Raw genomic sequence first — 21,447 nt, 5'->3', positions numbered from 1 at the left:
GCAACGGCCAGGAGCTCAGCACTCGCGCACCAACCGATGTGGGTCATGCACTCCCACACCATCGATACCCGGCGCGAGAACGACCTGTGGCGGGCCATCGGACTGGCCCGGTCCCTGGCCACGGGGCCCGAGCCCTTCGTGATAGCCATCGACGGCCGCTCGGGTGCGGGCAAATCGAGCCTTGCCACGCGGCTCTTGGAGCGCATCGCCCTGGAGGAGGGCGAAAACGCGGCGGAGCTGTTCCGCCTCGAGGATCTCTACCCGGGGTGGGAAGGCCTGGAATCCGGCGTGGACGAGTACGCCGCCATCCTCGGACGTGTCCTGCGAAACGAGGACGCCACATGGCACGCCTGGGATTGGACCAGAAACCGGCGGGAACCGAGCAGTCGCACGCTGAGCGCGGGCGCGAAGGTCATCATCGCCGAGGGCGTGGGGGCCACAGCCCCCGGTCATCAGGAAGTTCGGCCCCATTTCGGCATCTGGCTCCACCTGGAATCAAACATCCGCAGGTACCGGGCACTGACACGGGACGGAGATCTCTACCGGCCCTACTGGCAGCTCTGGGCCGAGCAGGAGGAAAGACTCTTCGCGCGGTAACCTGCCCAGGTCCGGGGCTTTTCCCTCCTGCACTCCCCCTGCATCACCCGTCGTCGAGAATCCTGAGGTCAACGTGCACTCCGCCACTTCGCGCATATCGGTGCCCCTTGTCATCCTGTTGGGGACCCTGACCGGCATAGCTCCGTTGGGCACCGACATGTACTTGGCGGCGTTCCCACAAATGACCCACGACCTCGGGACGACGGCGTCGCAGGTCCAACTCACCCTCTCGGCCTTCATGGCGGGCCTCGCGATCGGGCAGATCGTCGTCGGGCCCCTCTCGGACCAGTGGGGACGGCGTCTTCCCCTCGTCGTCTGCTCACTGGTCTGTGTTCTGGCCACGGCGGGGTGCGCCGTCGCCCCGACGGTGCACCTGCTCATCGCCCTGCGATTCCTCATGGGCTTCTCCGGGGCGGCCGGGGTGGTCCTGGCCAGGTCCGCCGTCACGGACCTGACCGAGGGGCAGCAGACGACCCGGTACATGAACTTCATGATGATGGTCAACGGAATTTCGCCCGTCCTGGCACCGACCCTCGGTGGCATCATCCTCGGATTCGCGCCGTGGCGGACGGTTTTCTGGGTTCTCACCGCCATGACCCTTGCCATGGCCTTGGGGGTTCTCTTCCTCTTTCCCGAATCCCTGCCGCGGGAACGTCGACACGGCGGCGGTCTCAGGACCTCCGGCCGCGGCATCGCCCGGATACTCCGGCGGCCGGCATACGTCGCCTACATGCTCGCCTTCGTGTTCTCCTTCGGAACCCTGTTCTCCTACATTTCGGGGTCCACCTACGTCCTGCAGAACAACCTGGGCATGTCCGCGACGGAGTACGCGTTGGTGTTCGCGGTCAACTCCTTCGGGATCCTGGCGTTCTCCTGGGTGTCCAACGTTCTGCTCCGAAAATACCGGCCGCAGGGCATCGGCCTGGCCGGAATTCTGGTGTCGAATGCGGCCACGCTCGTATTCCTGGCCCTCGCCTGCTTCGGGCTGTCCCTGGTGCTCACGCTCCTCTGCCTCTTCGCCACCGCCGCGGCCCAGGGCCTCGTTTTCGGCAACGCGACCTCGCTGGCACTGCAACAAGGCCGCGACTACGCGGGCGCGAGTTCCGCGCTGGTCGGTGGCCTCCAGGCCCTGATGGGCGGCCTCGTGTCACCGCTCGTGAGCTCCGCCGGCGAACACGCCGTGTTGCCCATGGCCGGGATGATGGTCGGGTGCAGCGGCGTCGCCCTCATCCTTTTCCTCCTCGCCTCTCGGGTGTTCGAACCACGAACACGGTCCGTGCCCCCTCGTGCGACCGGTGAGAATGACGTTTAATGAGACGCATGGCACCCACGGTTGTACGCATTGACCACAATTCCCCCACGGGGACCCTCCTCGACGCCTCGGCGCCGCTGATCAGGATCGACGACGAAGGCTATACGCGGGGAGACGGAGTCTTCGAAACCATGCTCGCCGTGGACTCGCAGGTACGGAAATTCGACCTCCACCTGACTCGGCTGGCCAATTCCGCCAGACTCCTGAAAATATCCGATCCCGACGACGCCGCGTGGCGGCAGGCCACCGCCCTCGCCCTGGAATCCGCGGGGCCGGGCACCAGGACGGGTCTCGGCGTCGAACATACGGTGAAACTCCTGATCAGTCGGGGAACGCCGGATGAAGGCCCCTACGGGCTCGTGATCGTCAGCGGTGTACCGGACTCGACGATCGAGCAGCGGGAGAACGGGGTCAGAGCGATGCTGCTTCCGCGAGGCCATGATCCCGCCGAGGACACGTCGTACCCCTGGCTCCTGGCGGGAGCCAAAACCCTCTCCTACGCGGTCAACATGGCCGTCCTGAGACACGTGAAATCACTCGGTGCGCAGGAAGCGATCTTCACGGCATCGGACCGGCGGATCCTCGAGGGGGCGACGAGCTCGGTCGTGGTCGCGAGGAGGGACCAGGGCCGGCTGACACTGTTCACTCCCGAGCCGAATCACGGGATCCTCCCCGGCACCACGCAAGGGGCACTCTTCGAAGGCGCCAGGGACTCGGGGTGGGACGTCGGGTTCGGGCCGCTCTATCCGAAGGACCTCATGGAGTCCGACGGCGTCTGGCTGACGTCCTCGGTCCGGTTGCTGGCCCCGGTCACTCATCTCAACAACCAGGCGCTCGCAACGAGTCCCGACGTCACCGAGACGCTGATGGGTTTCCTGCGCTCCCGCTGATACGGGCGTCCGGCGCCCCCGCTTAACCTCACGAGGCCGCCGTTGACCGGGCATGACGCCGGGCGTAATCTCAAAGCACGAAGTGATTGATACCACTCATGATTCTTGAGGTGCGAATGCCCCTGTACGAATTCCGATGCCCGAGCTGTGGAGTCTTCGAGGCCATGCATCCCATGTCGGAGGTTCCCGGATCGAGGCCGTGCCGCAACTGCTCCGAGACGGCGGCACGGGTCTTCTCGCCCATCGGGCTGTCCGCCCTCGGTTCCGACCGAGCGAAGGCCATCGGGGACGCCGAACGCTCCGCGCACGAACCTGACGTCGTCTCGCACGTCCCCAACAGTCCGGGCGCCTCTTCGCCAAGGGCAACCCAGGACCCCCGGCACCTCAAACTTCCGCGACCCTGACCTCTCGCGGAAGGCGCGGGCCGCCAGCCCCGCCGGCGCGAGCTCCATCGAGTTACCCCCACCGAAAGGAATCTCATGCCGGACGTCATTTTCCCCCTCGACTCGAACAAGCCCTTTTCCGACCAGGAGAAGATCGGCCACAACCGCTGGCACCCCGAGATCCCGCCCATCGAAACGCTGAAGCCAGGAGACTCGTTCAGGGTTGATTGCCGGGAGTGGTTCGACGGTGCCATCAAGAATGACGACTCGGCCGACGACGTCAGGGACGCACCGATCGACGTCGTTCACGCTCTGTCCGGTCCGTTCGCCGTCGAAGGCGCGGAGCCCGGCGACCTGCTCGTCGTGGACATCCTCGATCTCGGGCCGATCCCTCAGGAAACCGGCCCCCTGGCAGGACAGGGGTGGGGCTATACAGGGATTTTCCCCAAGAACAACGGGGGCAGCTTCCTGGTCGACCAGTTCCCGGACGCTTACAAAGCAATCTGGGACTTCTCGGGCGATACGGCGACCTCACGCCACATTCCCGGCGTCAGTTTCACCGGTATCACCCACCCGGGACTGATGGGCACGGCCCCGTCCGCGGACTTGCTGGCTTCCTGGAACAAGCGTGAGGGAGACCTGATTGCCACGGATCCCCACCGTCTGCCGCCGCTGGCCCTGCCGCCGGAGCCCAACAGCGCCATCCTGGGCTCTCTCGACGGCGAGGACTACCGGCGTGTGGCCTCCGAGGCCGCGCGCACCGCTCCCCCGCGGGAGAACGGTGGCAACCAGGACATCAAGAACTTCACCAAGGGTTCCAGGGTCTTCTACCCCGTGTACGTCAAGGGTGGAAACCTCTCCGTCGGCGATCTCCACTTCTCGCAGGGGGACGGGGAAATCACGTTCTGCGGCGCCATCGAGATGGGCGGATACATCGATCTGCGCGTCGACGTCATCAAGGGCGGTATGGAGACCTACGGGGTCAGCGAGAACGCGATCTTCATGCCCGGCAGAACCGCCCCGCAGTATTCGGAGTGGCTCGCCTTCTCCGGGACCTCCGTGACCCTCGACGGCGAACAGCGCTACCTGGATTCGCAGTTGGCCTATCAGCGTGCCATTCTCCACGCGATCGACTACCTGACGACCTTCGGTTGGTCCCGCGAGCAGGCTTTTCTCCTGCTCGGCGCGGCACCCATCGAGGGCAGGTTCTCCGGCGTCGTCGACGTCCCGAACTCCTGTGCCACGGTCTACCTCCCCACGGAAATCTTCGACATCGACATCGCCCCGTCGGCCTCCGGCCCCGGACGCATCGACCCCGGAATGGGTGCACCGCGCTCGGCGAACCCGGCATAGTCTGGCTGTCGTTCCACCTGCCCTGAGGCCGGAAACTACAGCCAGCTCTACCCCGATCTAGCTCCAGCTCCACTGTGCGCGACGACCGCGCACGGAACAGTAGAGGTTGTACCAGGAAGCAAACCTCATGGAGTTGCAATGTCACACCCGAACCTCACCCATCAGGCTCCCGGCGGGGCGCCCCGAGCGGTCATGCCCATCGCCCGCGCCGAGAGCGTCAGCAAGTCCTACGGCGAGGGCGGGAACGCGGTTGCCGCCGTCCGCGACGTCGACCTGGAGGTGGCCCCCGGAGAATTCGTCGCGGTCATGGGCCCCTCCGGGTCCGGCAAGTCCACGCTGATGCACCTGATGGCGGGACTCGAGACCGCCACGGGCGGCAGAATGTGGATCGGCGACCAGGAAATCACGCACCTGGACGACAACGAGCTGACCGAAGTGCGCCGACGCCGCGTGGGATTCGTGTTCCAGGCATTCAACCTGATGCCCACGATGAACGTGCGGGAAAACATCCTTCTCCCCTTCGACCTGGACGGTCGCTCACCGAACAAGCAGGAGCAGGCCTGGATCGATCAGCTCCTCGACCGGTTGGGCCTCGCCGAACGGGTGGAGCACCGGCCGAGCGAGCTCTCGGGCGGACAGCAGCAGCGCGTCGCGATCGCCAGAGCTCTGGCAACCCGTCCCGCCCTGATTCTGGCGGACGAGCCCACCGGAAATCTCGACTCCCGGTCCGCTCTGGAAGTGCTTCAGCTCCTGCGGGTCGCGGCGCAGGAACTGGGACAGTCGATCGTCATGGTCACCCACGATCCCAAAGCAGCGGCCCACGCCCAGCGCGTCGTGTACCTCGCGGACGGCGAAATCGTCCACCAGAGCGAAGGCTCGCCCCGCGCCGAGGACATCGCACACATGATGCTGTCTCTGGAGGTGAACTGAGGTGAAGAACGCTCTTCTCGAACTGGCCCGCCGACCGGGCCAGCACGTCTCGACCCTCCTCGTGGTCACGATCGGTTCTCTCTTCGGTTCCGGTCTCATCGGGGCCGTCGGCCTCCTGTACAACCTTCTCAACCCTGACGGCCAGGCCGACGGAAGTCTCCTGGTCATGCTGGTCCTGACGTCGATGACCTTCTTCGCGGTCGCCCTGTTCGTCGCGGGGACGGTCGTCGTCAACACCTTCTCGATCGTCGTCGCCGGACGGACCCAACAGCTTGCGATGATGCGACTGATCGGAGCCAAGGCATCGGCCCTCCGTCGCGGCGTCGCCGCCGAAGGCCTCATCATCGGAATCCTGGGGTCCGTGGTCGGTCTCGCGCTCGGAGCGCTGACAACATGGATCCTCGCGCTGGTCGCTGAGGCAAAGGACGCAGGCACGAGCCTGCAGTCCACGGCGCTCAATCCGTGGATGCTGGTTGCGGCCGTCCTGGTCGCGCTGACCAGTTGGATCGCAGCCTGGAACGGGGCACGCCCTGTTCTGTCGGTCTCGCCGCTCGAAGGGGTCCGGCGCAGCGGCGAGCCGGCGGCGAAGGCGCTCCGGAACCGGAAGCTCACGCTGGCCAGCTCGATCGTGCTCGTCGTTGTCGGTCTTCTGTTCCTGATCGGTGGCCTGGTCCTGGGGATCGGCAGTCCCGTCGGAATCCTGCCTGCCGTCCTGGGAGGGTTCCTGAGTTTCACCGGTATCGCTCTGGGGTCCGCCTGGGTCATGCCCCCGTTCTTCGCCCTTTCCGGTTCCCTGATCGGGCACGGGACCCCCGGCCGCATGGCGGTGGCGAATTCGAAGCGCTACCCGCTTCGGTCGGCGCGCACATCCATGGGGCTGGTCATCGGCATCACGCTCGTGGTGATGTTCGGTACCCTCGGATCCACCCTCAAGTCGGCGGTGCACGACATGGCCGAGAGCGGTGAGTACGATTTCGGCCAGGTGGCCATGATCAACGTGATGATCGACAATGCCTTGCTGTTCGTCTACGGCATGGTCGCCTTCTCCGTGGTGATCGCCGTGATCGGCGTCGCCAACAACATGAAATCCTCCATCATGCAGCGGCGTCGAGAACTGGGCATGCTGCGGACGGTCGGGCTCTCGACCCGCCAGATGTGGCAGATGATCTTCGGGGAGACCGCCCAACTGACCGTGTCGGCAGCGTGCGTCGGCATTCCGCTGGGCATCTTCTACGGCTGGGCCGGCACCTTCTGCATGTTCGCCTCACTCAAGGGTGCGGGCATCTTCGGTCCGACCCCTCCCTGGGGCGTTCTGCTGATGGTGGTCATCGGATGCCTGGCGATCACGGGCCTGGCCACGGCCTTGCCCGCCCGGCAGACGGCCAAGGAGCCGCCGGTCCGTGCGCTGGCCATGGACTAGGGAAACGGGACGACGCCCGGTGGGAAATCCACCGGGCGTCGCTGTATCTCGGCCCCCGGGGGGGCTCCTAGTGGAAGAACCGGTAGGTTCCCAGAACCACGGACAGGCCGATCGCGACCACCGGTATTCCGAGCCCGATCGCCAGGGCGGCAGCGTCACGCCACGAGTACTCCGGCTGATGGACCCACGTTCTCGGTCCCGCGCCGAACCCCCGGGCCTCCATCGTCACGGCAAGGCGGCTCGCCCTGCGCAATGCCTGGACAATCAGCGAGAAGGCCTGCGTCGCGAAACCCCCGACGTTCCCGAGGATGCCTCGATCCGGCCCCAGGCCACGGGCCCGCCTGGCGGCCGCGAGAGTCTCCCATTCCGTGATCATGATCCCGACCAGACGAAATGCGGCGACGGCGGACAGCACGAACCGCGAGGGAAGCCGAAAGGTCTGGGCCAGGCTGTCCCCGATTTCTCGCGCATCGGTGGTCAGCAGCAACAGCACCGAGATCATCGCGAGCGCACATCCACGCAAGGCAATCGCAATCCCTGCGTCCACCGAATCAGCGGTGAACAGGAACGGCCCGACATCGAGCAGAACGTCCCCCGTCTTGGGCGACAGGAGCGCCGTGCCCCATCCGCTGAAAACCGCGGCGGTGAAGACCGGCCAGAGTCTGACCAGCACGTTCCGCGGGTCGATGCGGGACCCGATCATCACAAGCACCAGAAAGAGCACGCCGGAACCTGAGGTCACCCCATCGGCGCTCACCAGGAACGCGACGGTCAGGGCAACGAGCAGAAGGATCTTGACCGCTGGATTCACGCGGCCCAGGCCTGAATCCGCCGCCGTGGCATTGTTCAGGAGGTCCATGCCTCACCTCCTGCCACCGCGTCGACCGACTCTGCCTCGGTCGCTTGGGCTTCCGGCCCCTGCGGGTAGTTCCCCAGGCGCAACTCTTCCCCACCGAGAGCCTCGACGAATGCGTGATCATGCGTCACGGACACGACCGCCGATCCCGCCGCCATGACCTCTCGGAGCAGATCGACGAGGTTCGCCCACGTGCGAGCGTCCTGCCCGAACGTGGGCTCGTCGAGAACCAGAATCCGCGGCCTGGCGGCGAGAGCCGTTCCGACCGAGAGGCGACGTTTCTCGCCCCCGGAGAGCGTGAAGGGATTGGCGTCCTTCACGTGCTCCAGGCCGAGACGCTCCAGGAGCTCCTGCGCTCGCGCTTCCGGGTCCTCGCCGTCGTGCGTCTGCCCATTGGTGGGATGACGGCGTCCGGCGCCGTCGGCCAACCGCGCTCCCAGCACGAGTTCTTCCCCGACCGTGGACCTCACGAATTGGTGCTCGGGTTCTTGGAAGACCGTGCCGATACGGGCAATCAGCTGTCCGGAGGCCCACGCCCAAGGGTCCCACGGCGGGGTCCGGGCGACCCTGGCGGCGGGATCACGGAGGTGCCTCAGTTCCTCCGACGCGGCAACGTACCCCGCCGCCGGCGGGATCAGACCCGCGAGAGTCAGGGCGAGCGTGGATTTTCCGGCGCCGTTCGGCCCGGTCACCGCCAGGTGCTGACCCCGATGCACCCGAAGACCGACGTTCTCGGTTGCCCGGACGGCGTCCCTCGCGGCCGGAATCGGAGTGGACGGAGACTTCCTGACGGCACGACGTCGAGCCCGTCGCCACGACCGGGAAGGATGTTGTCGGGTCACCGCGAGACCGCACGCTTCGAGAAGCGGCTCCTGCCAATCCACCGGGACGTTGCCGGCCGCGGACGCCACGGGCCGTCGCGGAACGTGGTCGGGGACCCAGACGCCGGCGTCGAGCAACTCCTCGCGCGCCCGTCCGAGAACTTCGGCGGGAGTGCCATCGTGGCTGATCCCGCCCTTCGAGGACAGCACGATGATCCGGTCGACGACGTCGGCCCACACGGCCACGCGGTGCTCCACGACCACCAGGGTCGATCCGTATTCCTCCGCGGCCGCGACCACGGCGTCCCGGACCTCCACGACGCCGTCCGGGTCGAGGTTCGCGGTCGGCTCGTCGAGCAGCAGGAGACCGGGTTCCATTGCGAGGATCCCGGCCAGCCCAAGACGTTGTTTCTGCCCTCCGGACAGCGCCGAGGTCGGATGCTCCCACGGAAGATCGAGTCCGACCGATTGCAGGGCGCGCCGACATCTCCCGACGATCTCGTCCCGTGGCACCCCGAGGTTCTCCGGCCCGAACGCGAGGTCATCGCCGACCCGAGAAAGAACGATCGAGGATTCCGGGTCCTGCTGCATCAGACCGACCGATGCTCTCGCGTCCCGGGGGTCCGTGCCGTTGACGGTCACCCGTCCGAGGGCGGCTTCGCCGTCGTCGTCCTCGAGCACACCGGCCAGGGCGTGGAGAAGGGTAGATTTGCCCGCGCCGGACGGACCGAGCAGCAGAACCTTCTGCCCGGGCGCGATGTCCAGGTCCACGTCGCGGAACGCGGGCTCATCCCGTCCAGCATGGTGCCATCCGAAGCCTCGGGCGCTGACGGACGCGCCCCCGGCGCTCACGCACGCCGCCGCATCTGCCGGGCATCGCGGCCTGCCGCGACCGAGCCGAGAACACCGGTCGAGATCAGGGCACGCATCAGGGCCCACGCGAGGAAACCGGCAATGAGGAGCCCGGAGACCACGGCGCACACCACGTAGACAACCTGGTACCGGGGTTCCCAGAAGGCGTAGTACATGAAGACTTCGCTGATCCCCATGAACAATCCCGATACTGCGCCGGACAGAAGCGCCGTGGGGAGTCCGAAACGACGGTACAACAACGCGGCGAACACGAGTTCGGCGCCGATTCCCTGGATCGCGCCCGAGAGAAGAACCCCGGCGCTGTAATGCGTACCGAGGAGGGCCTCAATCACCGCAGCAACCATTTCGCAGTAGATCGCGGCGCCCGGTTTCCTGATCACGAGTCCGCCGACGACGCCGGCAATGAGCCAGCCACCGCCGATCAGGCCCGACAAGGGCGGAAATCCGACGGTCGCTGTCTGCGTGGCCGGTGAGACGGCATTGGACCAGATCCAGAAGATGACGCCGCAGACCACCGCCAGAACGGATGCGATGACGATGTCGATCACGCGCCACGATGCTCGCCGTCGATGTGGGGCCGCGCCGTTTCGAGCAGGACCCCGGTCCAGGGATTCGGATGAGGGTGTGGTGTTCATCGGTCTTCCTCCTGTACAGATCAGGAGGGGAGGTCGCACGCCGTTCTTCATTCGGGTACGCCCGAGATCTCGACTCCCTACGTCGGTGCTAACCGCATCAGGTCGAGGGTCTGCTTTCGCACTCTCAGCCTCGTTCGAGGCTCCCCTGTCGTTCGTGAACGCCGCCCAGTCTAACCGATCGTTTCACTTCGGGTGAATCTCCAGGCCGTTGCGGACAAAGGCAAACCAGTGCGATTAGGCTGTAAGAAGCTGTACGTGACCGGCCGCACCGCCGGTGCGAATGAAGAGGAGAGATGCATGAGCAACCCCGCAATCAAGATCGGTTCCACGGTGGCTTCCTTGGCGGGAGTCTTTGCCGCCAACAAGGTCATGACTCTCGGGTGGAAGAAGGTCACGGGCAATGAACCGCCGTCGAACAACCCTGATCCCGAGGAGAGCGTGCGAGACATCGTCATCTGGACCGCGATCAGCGGCGTCGTGGCGACCCTGATCAAACTCAGTGTTACTCGCCTGGCCAACAGACTGGAACACAAGGAAGAGATCGAGACGGGCGGCCAGGCCGAGGTCTGACTCGCCCGGAGGTTGCCTGCGTGCGCGGGCGATGAGCCCATACGGTGCCGATCGTCGTTCTGCGGCGGGACGTGGTTCCCGCTGCGAACGACGATCGGCACCGTTGCGTTCGGCCGCTGCTCCCGGCGCCGCACGAAGCGCCGGCCGGCGAGGCTGAGCTACGTCACTGGTCGTGGCCGTCCGGCCCCTTGGCCGGCCGTTCCTGACCGTCCTTCTCGAGACCGGCGGCTTCGGCGTCGATGTCCTTGGGCTCGTCCGTCGCCTGCACAGGCGCTTCTTCCTGTTCCTCCTCGCGGTTCATTTGCTCCACGAGGTCGGCCAGTTCGTTGACGGTCAGGGCCGAGGCGGTGAAGTGCCGGTTGCGGAAACCGGACCGACCGACCATGTGCGAGGAAACGGGCACGGCGAGAATCTGGAGGGTCCAGGCGAGAATGAGCGCCGGGGCCAGTGCCCAGGACCGCGAAGCGATGCCGAGCGCAATCAGGAGCAGGAACAAGCCGAAGACCTGAGGCTTGGCTCCCGGGTGGAGACGCGACAGCACGTCCGGGAACCGTACGATGCCGACGGCCGCACCCAGCGACATCAGGCACCCGCCGATGAGGCAAATACCGGTCACCGTATCGAGTACGAGGTCCATCTACCGATCACCCCGCCGTGCCGTCGGCGTCGAACCGACGGTCTTGCCAGATTTGCGGGATCGTCCGTGCCCGTACGGACGCTCGGGCGAGGTGGTCGCCGCCGAGGACTCGGGCTTTTCGCGCTGGTCCTTGCGTTCGCGCTTGTTGTTGGCAAAGCGCGCGACCGTCACGGAACCCAGGAAGCCGACGAGCGAGATCACGATCAGCATGGTGACGTTCTCGTAGCTGTCCCTGTACACCATGTCCACGACGAGTCCTGCGCCGACGATGGCCAGCAGGACGTCGGAGGCGATCACCCGATCCAACAGAGACGGCCCCTTGGCCAGGCGGACAATGGTTCCGATGGCGGCCAGAACGAGCACCACACCGCAGACGATCATGACGATATTCACGATGTTCCCTCCCCCAGCTGGCCGGCTTTCAGGGCGCGATGGCTTTCCTTGGTCCCCATCACGCGAATCACCAGGTCCTCGATCTTCCGCACTCCGTCCTGGAACTTGCGGACGTCCGCTTCGTCGTTGACGTCGATGACGTGGAAGTAAATGGTCGCGGTTCTCCGATCGACCTCGACCACCAAGGAACCTGGGATCAGGGAGACGATGTGACCGACCACGGTGATGAGCAGGTCGCTGTTGATACGAAGTCGCACCGATACCACGGCCGAACGTGGAGCTCCTTGGGGTCGGACGGTGAACCAGAGGATCTCGAAACTCGCGTGGGCGATCCACCACACGAATTTCGTCATCAGCACGGCCGCCCAGAACACGTTGAACCTACCGGACAACTGCACCGGGGGCAGATAGAAGATGCGTACGATTACCAACGCGATGATCAGTCCGAAGACCAGGTTCCCGACCGAGAAATCCCGCCACAGGGCACCCCACACCAGGACCAACCACACGATCAGCGGCAGTTCGGTGCGCAGAGTGTTCTTGGGCCGGACGCGTGGGGCCCGGTGCGCCGAAGGACTCATGTCAGTGACCCCCTTCCGCAGAGGCTCCGTGGTCGGATCCGAGTACGGCATCGATGTAGACCTGCGGGTTGCTCAGATTGCCGGAGGCCTGATCGGACAGGTCGAACAAGGGCCCGGCGAAGACCGTGATGGCGACGCCGACCACCACGAGGCCGATGGTCGAGGCCATCATCGGTCGGGGCAGGAGAGTGACGTCCTTGCCCTTGTAACGCCTCGATTCGACGTCGAGTTCGCCCGACGTCCGGACGCCGTACTTGCCGTCCTGGTCCTTGGCCAACAGGATCGGATCCGGGAATTCGGCGTCCTCCGGTTTGCGCCAGAAGGCGCGGTTCCAGATTCGCGTGAGGGTCAACAGGGTCAGCAAGGACACGAAGACGCCGACGCCGGCCAGCACGTAGCCCTGCCACGTTCCGGCCTGAACGCTCGCGTCGATCAGGCCGACCTTGCCGAGGAATCCTGAGAACGGCGGAATGCCGCCCAGGTTGATCGCCGGGATGAAGTAGAGGACGCCCAGGATCGGGGCGATCTTCGCGAGCCCCGCGAGTCGGTCCGTATTGGCGGATCCGCCGCGTCGCTCGATGAGACCCACGACCATGAACAGGCTCGTCTGGATCACGATGTGGTGTGCGATGTAGAAGACCACGGCCATCAGGCCTTCGGGCGTGGCCAAGGAGATGCCCCAGATCATGTAGCCGATGTGGCTGATGAGAATGAATGACAGGGTTCTCTTGATATCGCTCTGCGTGAGCGCGCCCAGGATCCCGACGACGAGCGTGGCCGCGGCCACGAGGGCCAGCAAGTTGTCCACTCGGCTCTCGGGAAAGAGAAGGGTTTCGGTACGGATGATGGCGTACACGCCGACCTTGGTCAGCAACCCCGCGAACACGGCGGTGACGGGGGCCGGAGCCGTCGGATAGGAGTCCGGGAGCCACAGCGACAAGGGGAAGACCGCGGCCTTGATCCCGAAGGCGACCAGCAGCATCAGGTGCAGCTGCACCTGAGTTCCCACCGGCAGATGCCCCGCCTTGACCGCAATGTCGGCCATGTTGACCGTTCCGACGGCCCCGTAGATCATGCCGATCGAGATCAGGAACAACATCGACGAGATCACGGAGACCACGGTGTATGTGATTCCCGCGCGGATCCTCGGCGCGGAACCGGACATGGTCATCAGCACGTAACTGGCGGTCAGGAGAATCTCGAAACCGACGTAGAGATTGAACAGGTCACCGGCGAGGAACGCGTTCGAGACGCCGGCGAGCAGAACGAGGTAGGTCGGGTAGAAAACGGAAATGGGCGCGTCCGAGTCGCCGTCCGCGAGGCCCTGTCCGGTCGCGTAAATCATGACCGCAAAGGAAACGAGCGTCGAGACCACGAGCATCAGAGAGGACAGCTGGTCCACGACCATCACGATGCCGAAGGGAGCGGCCCATGCTCCCAGGGTGACCGATTGGGGTTCGCCGCCCCAGGTGGAGACGAGCAGGACGGACTCGAGGCACAGGGTGGCCAGCATGGCCACGACCGAAAGGAGTCGCTGTGCGTTGGGGTGCTTGTACAGCGTGAAGCTCGCGCCCGCCGCCAGGAGGGGCAGGACGACCGCGGCCGGGGCAATGTCAACGATGCTCATGCGTGCCACTCCCCTCTGTCGCGGTCGCCTTGGTCGAGATGGGGGTGATGCTCACCCGAGAAGCCGGGCACTTCGTCCGGTGCCTGCGGTCGTGAGCCCTCCTTCTTCGCTCGCTCGGCCTGTTTCCGCTGACGATAGGCTTCCTCTCGTTGTTCCTCGGATCCCTCGAATTCGGAAGGCTCGATCGGGGCGGCGTCGTCGTCCTCCGGATCGTAATCCGGCTGGGCAGCGACGCGGCGGTCCTCGGCGTCGTCCTGGATATCGTCCCTGCGGGAGAGGACCCAGCTGCGATAGATCATGCCGAGCATCAGCGCCGTCACGGAGAACGAGATCACGATCGCGGTCAGTACGAGCGCCTGAGGCAGTGGATCGAAGTAGTCCTCTGCCGCGACCTCAGAGTCGAAAAACGCCGGAAGTCCCGAAACACCGCCGGTGTGGAGGATCAGGATGTTGGTCGCGTTGGTGATGAGCATCAGGCCCAAGAGCACCTTGGTCAGCGACTTCTCCAAGATCAGGTAGACCCCCACCGCGTAGAGAACTCCCATGACCAACAACAGGGCTGCATCGATCATCGGTTGTCCTCCCCTGCGCTATCGGAAAGCACCGTGTCCTGCCGATCTCTCGTGCGGTCCTGGCTCTCGTGCGTCGGTTCGTCCTCGCTGGTTGCGGTGACCGGACCGGAGGGGATGACCGAGGTCTGTGGTCCGCCGGAACGGCGGACCTTGATGCGACGACGCTTGCGCCCGGTGATCTTGGCCTTCTCGCGCTCTTTCTCTCGCTCCTCCTCGAGGACCGAGTCGATGCGTCCCCCGAGGCTGCGGAGCACGTCGAGAACCAGTCCGACCACGATCAGGTAGACGCCGACGTCGAAAATCGTGGACGTCACGAAGTGCACTTCGCCGAACAGCCACATCTCGAGATCGACGTTGTAGGACGTGAACACCGTTCCGCCCCAGGCCAGCGGGAGGAGAGCGTAGAGCGCGGCGACGATCATTCCGATACCGAGCAGGACCCCCGCGTTCAACGGCGTGGCTTCCTCCAGCTCGTATCGGCCTCCCGCGAGGTATCGGAGCCCGAGAGCCAGACCGGCCAGAAGGCCACCCGCGAACCCGCCGCCCGGCAGGTTGTGCCCCGCAAGCAACAGATATGCGGAGGTCAGCATGATGGTGTGGAAGAGCAACCGCGTGATGACCTCGAGCATGAGTGACCGGTTCTCCGGCGCCAGCGTCCGGCCGGCGACCAGGAACGGGTCCCGCTTGACGTTCATGAAACGACCGGCGACGCGAGCCCCGGCGCTCAGGCCGGTACGCTCCGCATACCGTTTGCTCACCGCACGAATGCGTCCCGTGTCCAAATGCTGGCTGCTGGCTCCTCCGTCCTGCCTGCCCGCGATGAAGATCAGGCTGGCCACGCCCGTGGCCGCGAGGGCCAGAACCGAGATTTCTCCGTAGGTGTCCCAGGCGCGCATGTCGACCAGGGTCACGTTGACGACGTTCTTGCCGTGTCCAATCTCGTATGCCAATCGCGGCATATCCAAGGAGATCGGCGATTCCGTGCGGGAGGAGATGGAAAAGGCCGTCAGCGCCATCATGAACAGCCCGAATCCCGCGGCAATGGCAATGCGCACCGGTTTCCTGGTGGTCTTCCGCTGCCCCATTCCGGACGGGAGCATGCGCAGGGCCAAGACGAACGCGATCAACGAAATCGTCTCGACGAGCAACTGCGTGAGCGCGAGGTCCGGCGCCCCACGGAGCGCGAAAATCAGAGCGAGTCCGTAGCCGGTCACCGAAACCATGAGGATCGCCAAAAACCTCTTGGACGCCCGCACGGCCACCAGGGCCGCGCCGACCATCACGACGGCGATGGCCCACTGCGCCGGGGAATCGGACCAGTTGAACGAATTCAGCGGAGGTGTCTCGACCAGGAACAGCCCGACGGTGGGTACCACCACGGCAGTCACCAGAATGACCGCGAGGTAGAAGCTCAGCGAGCCTCGTTGCGTGAAGCCCGTGACGCGGACTGCGACGTAGTCGATGGCGCCGATGACGGCGCGATACACGGTGTCTGCCGTCGGCAGGCTCGGAAGAGCGGTTTGGAATCTCTCGACCGGAGACCTCAGCGCGAAGAGGACGAAGCCGAGAAGGACGATGACCGCCGACAGGCCCAGTGCGGGCGTCAGCCCGTGCCACAGAGCCAAATGCTGCTCAACGTGTCCGGCGGTGCGCGCGGCGTCGTACGCCATCACGTGGAGCGGCTCGGGGAAGAGACCCAACGCAATCGTGAGCACGGTGATCAGGCCGGGGGCGAGAGCAAAGTTGAACGGGATGACGTGGAAGTCGGTCGAATGGACCGATCCTCCTTGGACCAGGTCCGGGTGGGCGTCCGCGACGCGCTTGGTTGCGAAGGCGCCCCAGATGAATCGAGCGCTGTAGGCGAGGGTCAGGACCGAGCCGAGGGCTATGCCGATGAGGACGACGAGACCTTGCGTCGCGTCCAGATCGCCGACGCCGTGCTGCACGGCGTCGAGGCCGAGCTCGAGAATCCCCTCCTTGGTCACGAACCCCGCGAGCGGAGGGATACCGGCCATCGAGGCGGCCGAGAGAACGGCCATGACGAACAGGCCGGGTGCTTTGCGCCAGATTCCGGAGAGCCGGGTGATCTCACGGGTTCCGGCCTGGTGGTCGATGATTCCGGTCGCCAGGAACAGGACCGATTTGAACAGGGAGTGGGCCACCATCATGGCCAGACCGGCATACATTGCGTCGGGAGTGCCGATACCCACGACGGTCATGATGAAGCCGAGCTGGCTCACGGTGCCGTAGGCGAGAATCAGTTTGAGGTCGAACTGCTTGAGGGCCTGGTAGCCACCGAAGAGCATCGTGAACAGGCCGAAGCAGACCACCAGAGCGGTCCACGGGGGAACGTCGGCGAAGCCGGGGGCGAGACGTGCCACCAGATAGATTCCGGCTTTGACCATGGCCGCCGCGTGGAGGAAGGCCGAGACGGGGGTGGGTGCGGCCATCGCGCCCGGGAGCCAGAAGTGGAGGGGGAACAGCGCGGACTTCGACATGGCCCCGACCAGGATCAGGACGAGCGCGGCCCCGACCGCGACTCCGCCTCCCGGGGTCGCCACCGTCTCCGGTGCCCTGGCCACAACATCCGAGAGCAGGTAGGAATCGCTGGCCACGCCCAACATGATGACGCCGATGAACATGGCCAGTCCCCCGGCCGTGGTGACGATCAGCGCCTGGAGCGCGGCGCGCCGGGCAAAGAACCGGACGTGGGCGTAGCCGATGAGGACGTAGGAAAGAATGCTCGTGATCTCCCAGAACACGAACATCACGATCATGTCATCGGCCGTGACGAGCCCGAACATGACGCCGGCGAAGAGAACCAGTTGAGCGCCGAATGCACCGGAATACTGGTTGGTGTGCTTGAAATATGCGGCGCAGTAGAAGAGGATCGGGGCCCCGATGCCGAGGATCATCGCGGAAAGGATCCAGGCCAGCGGATCCATCCTGAAGGTCAGGCTGATACCCAACTGGTGGATCCACGGATAGCTCTCCACCAGATCGGTTCCGCCGAAAACCGCGGGAGCCTGTGCACACAGCCACACGAAGGAGACCGCGGGAACGACCGCCAGTCCGTAGAAGCACGTACGTCCCCACCGACGAAAACACGCGGGGGCGAGGAGAGCCGCAAAGCAATGGACCAGGATCACGAAGCTCACGCGGTGGGACCTCCTCATTGGGCCTCGGGGTCTGGTCCCTCACAAGAATACCAGCGCCGACATGTGCACCTGTCCATGCATGCTGAGAGCTGACAATGACGTCCGACTATTAACATTCCCCGAATCCCGCAGGATTCCGCCGGCGAAGGGCCGCGCCGTGATCGGGTTCACCCGAAGGCGCTTGTATCCTGAGCCCATGAGCTATGCGCCGCCCTCGCCGTCGTCGCTCCGATCCGAGGAGCACAAGCCGGTGATCCCGTGGGCGCTCTGGGATGCGGGCGCCTCGAGCTTCCACGCTGTGATGACGACGTTCGTATTCAACGTGTACCTCACCAGCGAGCTTTTCGGCAGCAAGAACCACACGTCCCAGGCACTGTCCATCGGACTTGCCGCAGCAGGGCTGGTCATTGCCGTCACTGCTCCCGTCACCGGACAGAGAGCGGACCGCGGTGGATCTCGTCGCAAAGCATTGGCCGTGACCACCGCCGCGGTGGCCGTCTGCGTGGCGCTGTGCTTCTTCGTCCGTCCGGACCCGGCTTTCTTGTGGCTCGGCGTCGGACTCATTGCCGCGGCCAACGTCTTCAACGAGATCGCGACCGTGCACTACAACGCCGTCCTTCCCTCCATCTCGACCCCCGAAACGGTGGGACGGGTCTCCGGCCTGGGGTGGTCCTTCGGCTACTTCGGAGGCATCATCGCCCTGGTCATCGTGCTCTTCGGCTTCGTCTCCCCCGGACTCCTGGGGATCCCCGAGGACGATTCGCTGAACCTTCGCGCCGTGGCGCTGTTCTCCGCGATCTGGCTGGCCGGGCTGTCTCTCCCGATTCTGCTCCGTTTTCCGGGGGCCACGGCACCCGAAAGCGGATACGGTGCGGCCACGGGCCGGATGGTCTCGGCCCACAAGGAATCATGGGTCGATTCGTATCGACGCCTCGGACGCACGATACGACGCCTGTATCGCCACGAACCCGTGGCCCTGAGGTTCCTCATCGCATCGGCGGTCTTCAGAGACGGGCTCGCGGGCGTGTTCACCTACGGAGGTGTACTGGCTGCCGGGACTTTCGGTTTCTCCACGAGCCAGGTCATCGTGTTCGCGATCGCGGGGAACGTGGTCGCCGGTCTCGGCGCGGTCGTCGGGGGCCGCCTCGACGACGCACTGGGACCCAAGCGGGTGATCATCGGTTCGCTGTCGGGGTTGCTGATCGCGGCGGCACCATTGTTGCTGGTGCAGAGCCCAGGGCTCTTCTGGGTCTGCGGTCTCGCGTTGTGCGCGTTCGTCGGACCCGCACAATCCGCCTCCCGCACCTACCTGTCCAGGCTGACCAAGCCGGGTGACGAGGGAGAATACTTCGGCCTCTACTCGACCACGGGACGTGCCATGAGTTTCCTGGCCCCCGCACTGTTTGCCCTGTTCGTGGGCCTTCTCGGGGACCAGGTGTGGGGCATTCTCGGGATCATGATCGTTCTGGCCCTCGGTCTGGCCCTTGCGGTGCGGCTTCCAACTCGACCTTGATGTCCTCGACGAAGGCCGAAATGTCCTCCCGGCCGAGGACCGGGCCCCCGGCGAGCAATCGGTCTGCTCCGAGCAGTACCGCAGATGGTGTCGCCCCCATGCCCATCAGGTCATCCAGGAAGTACTCGCGGTCGTACAGCACCGAGTCCCACAGCTCTTCGCCCACCACGGCTTCCATGGCTTCTTGACGGGCGGAGGTCACCAGGTGGACTTCGACAGCGGGAGACAATTCATCGCGCCACGTCCGGGCCGAACGGATCACCTCCGTGCAGGAACCGCATCCCGGTGAAACGAGGAGAAGGAGCCGCGCCCGGGTCGCCGCCAGACGTGTCAGGGCCACCCAATCCCCCTGGGAGTCCTTGAGCACGATTCCAGGGATGGGGCGACGCACATAGTCGTCGTCGTTGTCCGGATTCCGGGGGTCGGAGTCGCCATGAGGGCTGGAAGCCATCACCGGACCGGAACCCACGCCGTCCTGGCCCGGGTGGCGGGGTTCATGAGCGGCCCTGCGGGCTTCCGCGGCACGGCGCGCTCCGGGCGCGAGGGAGAGGAACAGAGTTCCGCTCGCTGCCGCCATTCCCAGGATCCAGAGAAGGTCCGATGCGGAGACACGCGCCACGAGTCCGGGCGCGGAAACCCGGAACGAGGCGGCGAACCAGAGAACGGCCAGCAACAGGAAAGCGGTATTGCGCCAGAGGGTCCAATGGGTCACCGGCTCCGCATTGGCTTGGCCGAAGCAATTGCACGAGACGGGCTCGTCGAATCCCAGCGCACGGTAGATCAGCGCCCAGTAGGTCACGAACAAGGCGACCGCGACCAGCGCCGCGATCGGCGCGACCCACCCCGGAGAACACAGGAGAACAAGGCCCAGGAGGACCTCGCCCCAAGGGAACGCGCGTTTGATCCAGCCTCGGTCCAACCAAGGCGGAACACCCAACTGCTCGAAGGCCGCGGACACACTGCCTCGGGCACGCAATTTCGAAATCCCCGATATCCCGAGCACGACGGCCAGGATCATCGGCGGAGCAAGAAAAGCCGTCATGGTTGCTCCTCTGGGTCAGTGGGTGGACTTGCGGTACCGGGCGGGTTCGAGACGACGAGACCGCCGTCCTCGAGGATCGTGTCGAGGACGACGTCGAAAGCCCCCGGCGGTGGCGGCCCGTAGATTTCGGACAGCCTTTCCTCGAGGTGATGCCTGGTCCGGCCGTCCCCGGCCTCGATCCACAGATCCGCGCCGAGCTCCGAGTAGATCACCGTACGCTCCGGGTGCATGAGAAGCATCCCGTGGTCGGTGACGATTCCGCAGGTCTCGACGCTCCGCGAATACAATCGCTCCGATCCTTTCGGTTCCGGGACGACCGGGCCGGGCAGGTCGGAGCTCGGGAGATCGTGCCCCGCCGGTTCCCCGAGTGCGGACCCCGCGATGTATTTCCAGGGCTCGACCCCGGCGTCTCGTCGGGTTTCGAGGGAGTCTGCGAGGAGCTCGGGCAGTTGCGAAGAATCCGTGTAGGTCACTGCGTCGACTCCGCCGATCCGATCCGCCAATTCGGCGAGCCTCAGCAGACCGTCTCGCGTCCGCGCCAGCCCGGAGGACTGTTCCGCGAGAACCTGCAGTGATTCCAGCAATGGCAGGCAGCGCAGCCCTCGCGCCGCGTCCTCGTGCGGTCGGGTCCCGGCGTCGAGGCGGTCGAGAACGACGAGGCGCGCGAGCTCCGGACGCACGGATGAGGCCGGATCGTGGTGTCGCAGCCCCAGGGCCGACGCCGCGATTTGGGTCTTGGGCTCTGCCGGTTTCGCGATGATCGACAACGGTTTCGGATACGGCAGAACTGCCAGAGTCTCCGGGTCGATCGCGCACGTTTCGTCGCTGAGGTACACCCATCCCGCCCGGGCGAGGGCCCGCGAGGCGGTTGTCTTGCCCCGCCCGGAAGGGCCGACGAGGGCGACCACCTGACCGGTTCCGGGCTGCATCAGCGCCGCAGCATGAAAGAGGTGCATCCGGCCGATGTGTCGGCGGATCAGCTCGAGCGTGACCAGAGAGGTGAATTCTTGGGCGACCCGGGGCACGTCGGCGTCGACCGTCAGTACGGGCACCTCACGACTCCCGACGGTGGTCGCGGACACGGGATTCTGCCGGGTCGCGAGAACGATGCTCACGTGCTCCGGGTTCCGTGGGGGCGAAGGCTCCGGGGCCGGGCACGCTTCACAATCGGTCCAGGCGGATACCAAGGTCTCGATCAGCCTTGAAGACACCCCCGGACCCGCGAAGACATCGACGACCGCCCCCATAGCCCTCATGGTGAACACGAGAGTCTCGGTCATTGTC

At 65.4% G+C, this 21,447-nt stretch carries 20 protein-coding genes and 1 riboswitch; of the genes, 9 read left to right on the top strand and 11 right to left on the bottom strand.

The features are described from left to right. The first annotated feature begins 45 nt into the window (after positions 1-45). The 7 genes from EWU68_RS04070 (at position 46) to EWU68_RS04040 (ending at position 6,885) form a co-directional block, all read left to right on the top strand. Complete coding sequence (locus EWU68_RS04070) at positions 46-597, top strand: nucleoside/nucleotide kinase family protein (protein WP_129314609.1); 552 nt, start codon at positions 46-48, stop codon at positions 595-597. Positions 598-670: 73 nt separating this feature from the next. After that, positions 671-1,909: a multidrug effflux MFS transporter gene (locus EWU68_RS04065; RefSeq protein ID WP_162421438.1), complete on the top strand. Its 1,239-nt coding sequence runs from the start codon at positions 671-673 to the stop codon at positions 1,907-1,909. A gap of 8 nt (positions 1,910-1,917) precedes the next feature. Then, entirely contained in the window at positions 1,918-2,799 is an 882-nt protein-coding gene (locus EWU68_RS04060; RefSeq protein WP_129314607.1) for an aminotransferase class IV, read from the top strand. 116 nt (positions 2,800-2,915) lie between these two features. Further along, positions 2,916-3,203, top strand: a complete 288-nt coding sequence (locus EWU68_RS04055) for an FmdB family zinc ribbon protein (protein WP_129314606.1) — start codon at positions 2,916-2,918, stop codon at positions 3,201-3,203. 75 nt (positions 3,204-3,278) lie between these two features. Beyond that, entirely contained in the window at positions 3,279-4,535 is a 1,257-nt protein-coding gene (gene fmdA, locus EWU68_RS04050; RefSeq protein ID WP_129314605.1) for a formamidase, read from the top strand. Between the two features lie 138 nt (positions 4,536-4,673). Then, positions 4,674-5,465 (top strand): ABC transporter ATP-binding protein, encoded by a 792-nt coding sequence (locus EWU68_RS04045; RefSeq protein WP_129314604.1) that lies wholly within the window; start codon positions 4,674-4,676, stop codon positions 5,463-5,465. A 1-nt stretch (position 5,466) separates the two neighbouring features. Beyond that, positions 5,467-6,885 (top strand): FtsX-like permease family protein, encoded by a 1,419-nt coding sequence (locus EWU68_RS04040; protein WP_129314603.1) that lies wholly within the window; start codon positions 5,467-5,469, stop codon positions 6,883-6,885. 67 nt (positions 6,886-6,952) lie between these two features. Here EWU68_RS04040 and EWU68_RS04035 read toward each other — a convergent pair whose 3' ends face one another. The 3 genes from EWU68_RS04035 to EWU68_RS04025 are packed head-to-tail and all read right to left on the bottom strand — an operon-like array spanning position 6,953 to position 10,070. Then, on the bottom strand, positions 6,953-7,744 hold the full coding sequence (locus tag EWU68_RS04035) for an energy-coupling factor transporter transmembrane component T family protein (protein ID WP_129314602.1): 792 nt from the start codon (positions 7,742-7,744) through the stop codon (positions 6,953-6,955). Further along, positions 7,732-9,414 (bottom strand): ABC transporter ATP-binding protein, encoded by a 1,683-nt coding sequence (locus EWU68_RS04030; protein ID WP_129314601.1) that lies wholly within the window; start codon positions 9,412-9,414, stop codon positions 7,732-7,734. The genes EWU68_RS04035 and EWU68_RS04030 overlap by 13 nt, the downstream gene beginning before the upstream one ends. Then, positions 9,411-10,070, bottom strand: coding sequence for an ECF transporter S component (locus EWU68_RS04025; protein WP_129314600.1), 660 nt, complete (start codon positions 10,068-10,070; stop codon positions 9,411-9,413). Before EWU68_RS04025 ends, EWU68_RS04030 begins: the two co-directional genes overlap by 4 nt. Before the next feature lie 57 nt (positions 10,071-10,127). Next, positions 10,128-10,227, bottom strand: a riboswitch (TPP riboswitch). 140 nt (positions 10,228-10,367) lie between these two features. Here EWU68_RS04025 and EWU68_RS04020 point away from each other — a divergent pair. After that, positions 10,368-10,640, top strand: a complete 273-nt coding sequence (locus EWU68_RS04020; RefSeq protein WP_129314599.1) for a DUF4235 domain-containing protein — start codon at positions 10,368-10,370, stop codon at positions 10,638-10,640. A gap of 163 nt (positions 10,641-10,803) precedes the next feature. Here the strand turns inward: EWU68_RS04020 and EWU68_RS04015 are convergent, their stop codons facing one another. From EWU68_RS04015 to EWU68_RS03990, 6 genes are read right to left on the bottom strand one after another with little or no spacing between them, the layout of a single operon-like run. Then, entirely contained in the window at positions 10,804-11,277 is a 474-nt protein-coding gene (locus EWU68_RS04015) for a cation:proton antiporter (protein WP_129314598.1), read from the bottom strand. Next, a complete protein-coding gene (locus EWU68_RS13465; protein WP_321201184.1) occupies positions 11,278-11,670 on the bottom strand; it encodes an MrpF/PhaF family protein in 393 nt (130 codons plus the stop codon). After that, the gene (locus tag EWU68_RS04005; protein ID WP_129314597.1) at positions 11,667-12,251 is read right to left on the bottom strand and encodes a Na+/H+ antiporter subunit E; all 585 of its coding nucleotides are present in this window, start codon (positions 12,249-12,251) and stop codon (positions 11,667-11,669) included. Before EWU68_RS04005 ends, EWU68_RS13465 begins: the two co-directional genes overlap by 4 nt. A 1-nt stretch (position 12,252) precedes the next feature. Further along, positions 12,253-13,878, bottom strand: coding sequence for a Na+/H+ antiporter subunit D (locus EWU68_RS04000; protein ID WP_129314596.1), 1,626 nt, complete (start codon positions 13,876-13,878; stop codon positions 12,253-12,255). Beyond that, positions 13,875-14,450, bottom strand: a complete 576-nt coding sequence (locus EWU68_RS03995) for a Na(+)/H(+) antiporter subunit C (protein WP_129314595.1) — start codon at positions 14,448-14,450, stop codon at positions 13,875-13,877. The genes EWU68_RS04000 and EWU68_RS03995 overlap by 4 nt, the downstream gene beginning before the upstream one ends. Continuing rightward, positions 14,447-17,608 carry a Na+/H+ antiporter subunit A gene (locus EWU68_RS03990; RefSeq protein WP_129314594.1) on the bottom strand — a complete coding sequence of 1,054 codons (3,162 nt, stop codon included), beginning with the start codon at positions 17,606-17,608 and terminating at the stop codon, positions 14,447-14,449. Before EWU68_RS03990 ends, EWU68_RS03995 begins: the two co-directional genes overlap by 4 nt. 196 nt (positions 17,609-17,804) lie before the next feature. On the opposite strand from EWU68_RS03990, the gene EWU68_RS03985 reads away from it, so the two are divergent. Beyond that, the gene (locus EWU68_RS03985) at positions 17,805-19,121 is read left to right on the top strand and encodes an MFS transporter (RefSeq protein ID WP_129314593.1); all 1,317 of its coding nucleotides are present in this window, start codon (positions 17,805-17,807) and stop codon (positions 19,119-19,121) included. On the opposite strand, the gene EWU68_RS03980 is transcribed toward EWU68_RS03985, so the two are convergent. Beyond that, positions 19,063-20,163: a MauE/DoxX family redox-associated membrane protein gene (locus EWU68_RS03980; RefSeq protein ID WP_129314592.1), complete on the bottom strand. Its 1,101-nt coding sequence runs from the start codon at positions 20,161-20,163 to the stop codon at positions 19,063-19,065. The two genes, EWU68_RS03985 and EWU68_RS03980, sit on opposite strands and share 59 nt — an antisense overlap. Continuing rightward, the gene (locus tag EWU68_RS03975; RefSeq protein ID WP_129314591.1) at positions 20,160-21,443 is read right to left on the bottom strand and encodes a hypothetical protein; all 1,284 of its coding nucleotides are present in this window, start codon (positions 21,441-21,443) and stop codon (positions 20,160-20,162) included. The genes EWU68_RS03980 and EWU68_RS03975 overlap by 4 nt, the downstream gene beginning before the upstream one ends. Positions 21,444-21,447: the final 4 nt, after the last annotated feature.

The organism is Rothia koreensis, assembly GCF_004136575.1.
GTDB classification, from domain to species: Bacteria; Actinomycetota; Actinomycetes; order Actinomycetales; family Micrococcaceae; genus Rothia; species Rothia koreensis.
Note: the sequence above shows the minus strand (reverse complement) of the source record. Positions and strands in the feature narration are given on the sequence as shown.